Annotated in this window: 4 protein-coding genes, 1 tRNA gene and 2 rRNA genes; 1 reads left to right on the top strand and 6 read right to left on the bottom strand. The window is 52.1% G+C overall.

The genetic code is table 11. From position 1 onward, the window contains the following. Window positions 1-115: 115 nt before the first annotated feature. The 4 genes from DVA43_RS15920 to DVA43_RS15940 all read right to left on the bottom strand — a co-directional run bounded on the left by DVA43_RS15920 (window position 116) and on the right by DVA43_RS15940 (window position 6,829). A 23S ribosomal RNA gene (locus DVA43_RS15920) occupies window positions 116-3,013 on the bottom strand. Window positions 3,014-3,222: 209 nt separating this feature from the next. Then, a tRNA-Glu gene (locus DVA43_RS15925) sits at window positions 3,223-3,298 on the bottom strand. An 85-nt stretch (window positions 3,299-3,383) separates the two neighbouring features. Next, window positions 3,384-4,922, bottom strand: a 16S ribosomal RNA gene (locus tag DVA43_RS15930). The 16S and 23S rRNA genes sit together here with 1 tRNA gene alongside, the layout of an rRNA operon. 488 nt (window positions 4,923-5,410) lie before the next feature. After that, the gene (locus DVA43_RS15940) at window positions 5,411-6,829 is read right to left on the bottom strand and encodes a DUF4832 domain-containing protein (protein WP_371414039.1); all 1,419 of its coding nucleotides are present in this window, start codon (window positions 6,827-6,829) and stop codon (window positions 5,411-5,413) included. 236 nt (window positions 6,830-7,065) lie between these two features. Here DVA43_RS15940 and DVA43_RS15945 point away from each other — a divergent pair, with 236 nt between their 5' ends. After that, window positions 7,066-7,992, top strand: coding sequence for a hypothetical protein (locus DVA43_RS15945; RefSeq protein ID WP_114316107.1), 927 nt, complete (start codon window positions 7,066-7,068; stop codon window positions 7,990-7,992). A gap of 58 nt (window positions 7,993-8,050) precedes the next feature. Here DVA43_RS15945 and DVA43_RS15950 read toward each other — a convergent pair whose 3' ends face one another. Continuing rightward, a complete protein-coding gene (locus tag DVA43_RS15950) occupies window positions 8,051-8,458 on the bottom strand; it encodes a hypothetical protein (protein ID WP_114316108.1) in 408 nt (135 codons plus the stop codon). Between the two features lie 2 nt (window positions 8,459-8,460). Beyond that, window positions 8,461-9,573: a glycosyltransferase family 4 protein gene (locus DVA43_RS15955; protein WP_114316109.1), complete on the bottom strand. Its 1,113-nt coding sequence runs from the start codon at window positions 9,571-9,573 to the stop codon at window positions 8,461-8,463.

Genomic DNA, 9,573 nt, shown 5'->3' on the forward strand with positions numbered 1-9,573 from the left:
TATGCTCCTTCCTTTCCTTCGCTTGCCGCCTTGCTGCTGCGCAAACTATTGTGTACTTAACTCTGAATCAATGCTGAAAATCTTCTCAAACCCACCGAAACAGCTTCGGCGTTGTAAGGTTAAGCCTCACGGTTCATTAGTACCGGTTAGCTCAACGCATCGCTGCGCTTACACACCCGGCCTATCAACGTCGTCGTCTTCAACGTTCCTTCAGGACCCTCGAAGGGTCAGGGAGAACTCATCTCGGGGCAAGTTTCGTGCTTAGATGCTTTCAGCACTTATCTCTTCCGCATTTAGCTACCGGGCAGTGCCATTGGCATGACAACCCGAACACCAGTGATGCGTCCACTCCGGTCCTCTCGTACTAGGAGCAGCCCCCTCAATTCTCCAGCGCCCACGGCAGATAGGGACCGAACTGTCTCACGACGTTCTAAACCCAGCTCGCGTACCACTTTAAATGGCGAACAGCCATACCCTTGGGACCTACTTCAGCCCCAGGATGTGATGAGCCGACATCGAGGTGCCAAACACCGCCGTCGATATGAACTCTTGGGCGGTATCAGCCTGTTATCCCGGAGTACCTTTTATCCGTTGAGCGATGGCCCTTCCATACAGAACCACCGGATCACTATGACCTGCTTTCGCACCTGCTCGAGCCGTCACTCTCGCAGTCAAGCCAGCTTATGCCATTGCACTAACCTCCTGATGTCCGACCAGGATTAGCTGACCTTCGTGCTCCTCCGTTACTCTTTAGGAGGAGACCGCCCCAGTCAAACTACCCACCAGACACTGTCCGCAACCCGGATCACGGGTCCACGTTAGAACACCAGCCATTAAAGGGTGGTATTTCAAGGACGGCTCCATGCAGACTGGCGTCCACACTTCAAAGCCTCCCACCTATCCTACACATCAAGGACCAGTGTTCAGTGTCAAGCTATAGTAAAGGTTCACGGGGTCTTTCCGTCTTGCCGCGGGTACACTGCATCTTCACAGCGATTTCAATTTCACTGAGTCTCGGGTGGAGACAGCCTGGCCATCATTACGCCATTCGTGCAGGTCGGAACTTACCCGACAAGGAATTTCGCTACCTTAGGACCGTTATAGTTACGGCCGCCGTTTACCGGGGCTTCGATCAAGAGCTTCGCGTTGCCGCTAACCCCATCAATTAACCTTCCGGCACCGGGCAGGCGTCACACCGTATACGTCCACTTTCGTGTTTGCACAGTGCTGTGTTTTTAATAAACAGTTGCAGCCAGCTGGTATCTTCGACTGATTTCAGCTCCACCCGCAGGGGCTTCACCTACATATCAGCGTGCCTTCTCCCGAAGTTACGGCACCATTTTGCCTAGTTCCTTCACCCGAGTTCTCTCAAGCGCCTTGGTATTCTCTACCTGACCACCTGTGTCGGTTTGGGGTACGATTTGATGTTACCTGATGCTTAGAGGCTTTTCCTGGAAGCAGGGCATTTGTTGCTTCAGCACCGTAGTGCCTCGTCATCACACCTCAGCGTTAACAAGGTACCGGATTTACCTGGAACCTCCGCCTACATGCTTAAACCGGGACAACCGTCGCCCGGCCAACATAGCCTTCTCCGTCCCCCTTCGCAGTAACACCGAGTACAGGAATATTAACCTGTTTCCCATCGACTACGCCTTTCGGCCTCGCCTTAGGGGTCGACTCACCCTGCCCGATTAACGTTGGACAGGAACCCTTGGTCTTCCGGCGAGCGGGCTTTTCACCCGCTTTATCGTTACTTATGTCAGCATTCGCACTTCTGATACCTCCAGCATGCCTCACGGCACACCTTCGCAGGCTTACAGAACGCTCCCCTACCCAACAACACATAGTGTCGCTGCCGCAGCTTCGGTGCATGGTTTAGCCCCGTTACATCTTCCGCGCAGGCCGACTCGACCAGTGAGCTATTACGCTTTCTTTAAATGATGGCTGCTTCTAAGCCAACATCCTGGCTGTCTGTGCCTTCCCACATCGTTTCCCACTTAACCATGACTTTGGGACCTTAGCTGGCGGTCTGGGTTGTTTCCCTCTTCACGACGGACGTTAGCACCCGCCGTGTGTCTCCCGTGATAACATTCTCCGGTATTCGCAGTTTGCATCGGGTTGGTAAGCCGGGATGGCCCCCTAGCCGAAACAGTGCTCTACCCCCGGAGATGAATTCACGAGGCGCTACCTAAATAGCTTTCGGGAGAACCAGCTATCTCCCGGTTTGATTGGCCTTTCACCCCAGCCACAGGTCATCCGCTAATTTTTCAACATTAGTCGGTTCGGTCCTCCAGTTAGTGTTACCCAACCTTCAACCTGCCCATGGCTAGATCACCGGGTTTCGGGTCTATACCCTGCAACTTAACGCCCAGTTAAGACTCGGTTTCCCTTCGGCTCCCCTATACGGTTAACCTTGCTACAGAATATAAGTCGCTGACCCATTATACAAAAGGTACGCAGTCACACCCCGAAGGATGCTCCCACTGCTTGTACGTACACGGTTTCAGGTTCTTTTTCACTCCCCTCGCCGGGGTTCTTTTCGCCTTTCCCTCACGGTACTGGTTCACTATCGGTCAGTCAGGAGTATTTAGCCTTGGAGGATGGTCCCCCATATTCAGACAGGATACCACGTGTCCCGCCCTACTCTTCGAGTTCACAGCAAGTGTGTTTTCGTGTACGGGAGTATCACCCTGTACCCTGCGACTTTCCAGACGCTTCCACTAACACACAAGCTGATTCAGACTCCGGGCTGCTCCCCGTTCGCTCGCCGCTACTGGGGGAATCTCGGTTGATTTCTTTTCCTCGGGTACTTAGATGTTTCAGTTCCCCCGGTTCGCCTCGTTAGCCTATGTATTCAGCTAACGATAGTGTGTCGGAACACACTGGGTTTCCCCATTCGGACATCGCCGGGTCAAGGGTTCATATCACCTCGCCGGCGCTTTTCGCAGATTAGCACGTCCTTCATCGCCTCTGACTGCCAGGGCATCCACCGTGTACGCTTAGTCGCTTAACCTCACAACCCGAAGCTGTTTCACTTCTGATTGTGAAAATTTGAGAGACTCGAACACACCTTCATCTGTTCTTATTACGGAGAACAGACACAGTGTGTCGTTTCAATTTTCAGCTTGATCCAGATTTTTAAAGAGCAAATATCTCAAACGTAACTCGATGAGTTAGTTTTGAGATATAAAGGCAGGTGACTTTCACTCACAAACCAGCAAGTGGCGTCCCCTAGGGGATTCGAACCCCTGTTACCGCCGTGAAAGGGCGGTGTCCTGGGCCTCTAGACGAAGGGGACACTGAAGTCTCAATCGCAAGACGCCTTGCTATTTACTTTTCATCAGACAATCTGTGTGAGCACTGCAAAGGCAGGTTCTTTAAGGTAAGGAGGTGATCCAACCGCAGGTTCCCCTACGGTTACCTTGTTACGACTTCACCCCAGTCATGAATCACAAAGTGGTAAGCGCCCTCCCGAAGGTTAAGCTACCTACTTCTTTTGCAACCCACTCCCATGGTGTGACGGGCGGTGTGTACAAGGCCCGGGAACGTATTCACCGTAGCATTCTGATCTACGATTACTAGCGATTCCGACTTCATGGAGTCGAGTTGCAGACTCCAATCCGGACTACGACGCACTTTATGAGGTCCGCTTGCTCTCGCGAGGTCGCTTCTCTTTGTATGCGCCATTGTAGCACGTGTGTAGCCCTACTCGTAAGGGCCATGATGACTTGACGTCATCCCCACCTTCCTCCAGTTTATCACTGGCAGTCTCCTTTGAGTTCCCGACCGAATCGCTGGCAACAAAGGATAAGGGTTGCGCTCGTTGCGGGACTTAACCCAACATTTCACAACACGAGCTGACGACAGCCATGCAGCACCTGTCTCAGAGTTCCCGAAGGCACCAAGGCATCTCTGCCAAGTTCTCTGGATGTCAAGAGTAGGTAAGGTTCTTCGCGTTGCATCGAATTAAACCACATGCTCCACCGCTTGTGCGGGCCCCCGTCAATTCATTTGAGTTTTAACCTTGCGGCCGTACTCCCCAGGCGGTCGACTTAACGCGTTAGCTCCGGAAGCCACGCCTCAAGGGCACAACCTCCAAGTCGACATCGTTTACGGCGTGGACTACCAGGGTATCTAATCCTGTTTGCTCCCCACGCTTTCGCACCTGAGCGTCAGTCTTTGTCCAGGGGCCGCCTTCGCCACCGGTATTCCTCCAGATCTCTACGCATTTCACCGCTACACCTGGAATTCTACCCCCCTCTACAAGACTCAAGCCTGCCAGTTTCAAATGCAGTTCCCAGGTTGAGCCCGGGGATTTCACATCTGACTTAACAGACCGCCTGCGTGCGCTTTACGCCCAGTAATTCCGATTAACGCTTGCACCCTCCGTATTACCGCGGCTGCTGGCACGGAGTTAGCCGGTGCTTCTTCTGCGAGTAACGTCAATCACTGCGGTTATTAACCACAATGCCTTCCTCCTCGCTGAAAGTACTTTACAACCCGAAGGCCTTCTTCATACACGCGGCATGGCTGCATCAGGCTTGCGCCCATTGTGCAATATTCCCCACTGCTGCCTCCCGTAGGAGTCTGGACCGTGTCTCAGTTCCAGTGTGGCTGGTCATCCTCTCAGACCAGCTAGGGATCGTCGCCTAGGTGAGCCATTACCCCACCTACTAGCTAATCCCATCTGGGCACATCCGATGGCAAGAGGCCCGAAGGTCCCCCTCTTTGGTCTTGCGACGTTATGCGGTATTAGCTACCGTTTCCAGTAGTTATCCCCCTCCATCAGGCAGTTTCCCAGACATTACTCACCCGTCCGCCACTCGTCACCCGAGAGCAAGCTCTCTGTGCTACCGTTCGACTTGCATGTGTTAGGCCTGCCGCCAGCGTTCAATCTGAGCCATGATCAAACTCTTCAATTTAAGTTTGATGCTCGTGAATTAAACTTCGTAATGAATTACGTGTTCACTCAGAGACTTGGTATTCATTTATTGTCCGAGGACATTAAGAATCCATGTCACTTTGAGTGCCCACACAGATTGTCTGATAAATTGTTAAAGAGCAGTGCAACGCGGCTTTCGCTCACCGTTGCGAGGTGGCGTATATTACGCTTTCCTCTTTCAGAGTCAAGCGATTATTTTTGCTTTTCTCCTCAACCGGCCCGGCTGTTAGTGTGAAGTGATTCACATCTGCCGTGTCGATGGAGGCGCATTATAGGCAGTTCTCCGGCGCCCGCAACCCTTAAATGTCATAAAAATGACTGACTGCTGCATTCCCCAGCAAAAGCCCGCCTTATACCTGCTTGCCCACAGAGTTATCCACAAAGAGAACGATATTCTTCATCAGGAAGCCCAGGAAAGGGCTTCCTGAGCGCATCGGGAGAAGCTTTCTATATATAGAAAGAAACTGGTCAGTTAATCACGATAGACGACAGCCTGTACCAGCCATCATTGAGTTTCCCCTCGTTAGCCAGCTGAATACGCGCTTTGTTGTGTTTATCCACCAGCGCCACGTCCAGTTGATAGCGCCCCGCCGCAAGGTTACGCGGAGTAGCCAGTTGATAAGCCGAATTGTGCCTGCCCGGCAGCCACTGACGGATATCATCCCCGGCGCTGCCCTGGGCAACCGTGCTCCCGCCATTATCCTGCAGCCGCCAGGCCAGGGTATAACGTAGATAAACGGGCGCCACGCCATCATTTGACCATTGGCTATTGAGCGACAGGGCCTCTCCTGCATGCACGCTCGCCGGATGGGTCAGCGATACCACCCGGAAGCGATAGCCTATTTTGGCCAGCGCCTTGTCGACGATATCGCGATAGACCTTCGGTATTTCGGTAGATTTAATGTTCAAGGTGCTGGCATGCTGCGCCAGCGCCCAGTCAAAGGTGGCCTGTACCTCTTCGCGCGTATACTTCTGCTCGGTCAGCCATTCCGCCATATGACCGCAAATCTCCAGGCTGACAGGCGCTTTTTTCCATGCCTCGTTGAACCCCGGCCAGGCTGACTGCGCCGCCGCGATACGTTCCGGGTAATCTTTGGCCATGTGACTCCAGGTGGGGCTGAAGTTGCGCCAGTCTCCCCAACAGTCCGCCCGCCAGCCAGCCCCTTTTTTTGCCGCATAGGCCACGGAATCATAGCCGTTAATCAGCATGATTTTAGGTGTGTCAGGGAAAGCGCTGAAATGCATATCAACGTATTGGTTGAGCAGCGCGGACGGATAGCGCTCCTGTAACGGCGGCAGGTTCGGGAAGTTACTGTTGTGCCACTCTCCCCATGCGCCGACCATCCCGATATCGATGAACGCCAGTTCCGGGTTATTGTTATAGCGCGCGCCAAATGCCTGCAGCAGGCGCCGGGCATAAGCCATATAGGTGGGATCGTCCAGATCGGGGGCAAAGGTTTTGTGATCCGGTGTCCAGGTGCCTTTGATCCCTTTATCGATAAGCCATTGGGGGATCTCTGAGCCCGACTCCGGCCCATCGAGGATCATAAACCGCAGACCGACATTCATGGCCGGCTGATGCGCGGCCGCAGCAGCAAACCCCTCATCCACCAGCTCAAAATTGTACTGCCCTTCTCGCGGCTCCACTTCGCGCCAGTAATAGCGTCGATACTCAAGACCCGTCGCCGGATAGTCGGCAATGCTTAAGTCCTGATCGTGAAAACGGGCAACACCGCTTCCCGGGTTTGCCAGAGGGCCGTTAAGGGCGGGCGGATTCACCGTTTGTAACCTGTCTGCGCGTTCCGCCCAGGCGCCCCCTGAAAGGAGTAGCACTGCTCCGGCGACAAGAAGTAACAACCGCTTTTTACGGCGTGGCAGTTTGTTAATGCACATTAAATACTCCTTTCCCCAGAGAGCTACGTCCAACAGAGAAGATTTTATTTCACACGATATATTCCCGGACTCACCCAATATTACTATTTCCATGCGTAAACGCTGGGCTAATGTTGATATGTTACTGCGCGGGAAGAGCGAGTGTTATGATTCACCTTTCATACTTCTGGGACTAAAGACACCGCTTATTTCTGAGTTTATTCATATTTACTCATGAGTACCATGGTAAAATGTTCAATAAAAATAACAGAATAATCAAAAAGCTGTTCTTCCATGAGTCGTGGGACATTATGGTCATCAACAGCCACGGCCAGCATGTTTTCCCGGAAAACACGCTGGATATTCTCTGTAATGCGAAAGCACGGCAGCTTGATAAAAAATATATTTTCCAGGCCGATCCTTTTATTATCGATAAAGGTGAGCGGCTGTATGTTTTTTATGAAGCTTTCTCCTTCCTCACCTCAAAGGGGGTACTGCGCTGCCGTGTCCTTAATAAAGACCTGGAGGAGATAGAGGACGTTAAGCTCGAGGGGTTTGACGATTTAAAATGCCACCTCTCCTTTCCCTTCCTGTTCGAACTCGACGGCAAACTGTTTATGATCCCGGAATCTGCTGAGCGGAAAGAGGTCATTTTGTTCCAGTCGGTTGATTTTCCCGCGCGCTGGGAAAAGGTGAAAGTCCTGATTTCCGATATGGCCGTGACGGATAACGTAATTTTTGAGCTGAATGGCGTGAATTTCATGGCCTCCACCACCATGGACAATGAGCTCGTGATCCACACCTCAGACGCTATTCTCGGTGACTGGCAGCAAATTTCTCCTGACCTGGATATCTGTAATATGCATGCCAGAGGCGCCGGAAAGCCCTACTCGATCAACGATAAAACCTACCTCTTTACCCAAGAGTGCAGTGCTGGTTTTTATGGAAAATCCATATTCATCAAAGAATTGACCAATCTGACGCCGCATAAATATGAAGAAAAGTTGGTCGGTAAAATAAGCCCGTCGATTAATAACAGTGACGGTATCCACACGTTAAACTTTACCGATAACTATATTGTCTACGATACAAAACACCTGACTTTCAGCCTACTTTCCACCCTTAAAAAGCTGGCCTATAAAGTGATGGTGAATCACCGAAAGCGTCTTTTTAGCTAAGTGACAATACCGACAATCAGCGCGATGACTGAGCACCGCGCCCGAAAAGTCCTGTTATTTACTGATACTTCAGGTTAAGCCACCAGTCCCAGATCCCGACGTGAAAGTGCTGGAACAGGTCTATCCCCAACGCTGATTTGATCATATATAGCGTCAACAGCACGCAACACAGCAGGAAAAGCGTGGCGAACAGGATGAGAAAAGTGACCACGATACGCGACAGTCTTGACTCCGGGCGCGTACGCGCGCGGAGATCCCGCCCCAGTAAAAACACCATATAGAGGCGTTTGCCGAAGAAAGGGAAACTTTTACGGATATCGATCCGGTGCCGCGACGCCAGAGTGATTGAGACGATCGCGCTCTCGATCTCCTCTTTTTGCTCAGGCGTCAGCTGAGCGGTAACGTTCTTATCAAGCACTTCGTAAAAACGATCGATAACGATCGGGTTTCTGGGCTTACTGGTCAATTTTAACCTATTGATTTTTCTAATCTGTGGTAAATGGAGACGGTTTTCCTGGCGATTTCATCCCAGTTGTAACGCTTCAGAAAATCGCCGTAATCAACGCGGGGTAAATGCGCCTGACTTGCCATTTTTGCTGCTAAATCAGCAACGTTTCCCAGCTTAAAACTGGTCTCATCCGGCAAACCGACCTCGAGGTTCGGCAGGATATCGCTTACCACCACTGGCAGGGAATAGGACATCGCCTCAAGCAGCGCAATGGGTAAACCCTCATGGTACGATGGCATCACAAAGAGCGATGCCTGAGAGAAGACAACCTGCAACGCCTCGCCCTTTAAAAACCCCGTCATCACCACGCCAGGCGTGTCAAACGCGAGCTGTTTCAAACGCAAACTGTATTCAGAGGGATGATCCGCATCCCCCACCAGCACCAGCGGCAGCGTCAGGCCCGACTGTTGATATGCGGCGATGGCATCATGCATCCCCTTCTCTTCAACAAAACGCCCGACCATCACAATGTAGCGCCCTGGCTGTAAATCATACCGTCCGAGGATCTTATCGATTGTCTCTTTATCCAGCGGGCCCGGCACGTTAACCCCGTTATAAACCAGATGCGCATCATAACGGTGGTATTTCTGCTGGATCAGCTGGTTAATCACCTCGGAGATCACAATCACTTCGTTGGCATACTTCACCGCCACTTTCTCGCCGAGCATGAGGATTTTTTTCGCCATCTTGCCCCACTTCTGGCGATCGTAATCCGGCCCGTGATGAGTAAAGACCACGCGTTTACCCAGCAGGCGTAACAGCGGCACCACGAGGCCCGGTCCGATGGCGTGAACATGCACAATATCGGATCGATCGACGAATGTCCTCAACGCAGCAATAACAGAGTGCACAATGGCCTCGAAACTGCGTTTTTTGGGCGCCCACAGCGCCAGGGTCTCCACGTTTTTGTAGCGTGAGCGCCGATAGGGTACGTAGGGTGACCGGGCAATGACGCAAATCTCCACCTCATACTGCTGGCGGATAGCCGGGTAGAGATTCTGACAATGGGTTTCAACGCCGCCTAAGACATCCGGGATGCCGCGGGTACCCAACACCGTGATTTTTTTTGCCAT

It is taken from the genome of Leclercia sp. W6 (genome assembly GCF_003336345.1).
Lineage (GTDB): Bacteria > Pseudomonadota > Gammaproteobacteria > Enterobacterales > Enterobacteriaceae > Enterobacter.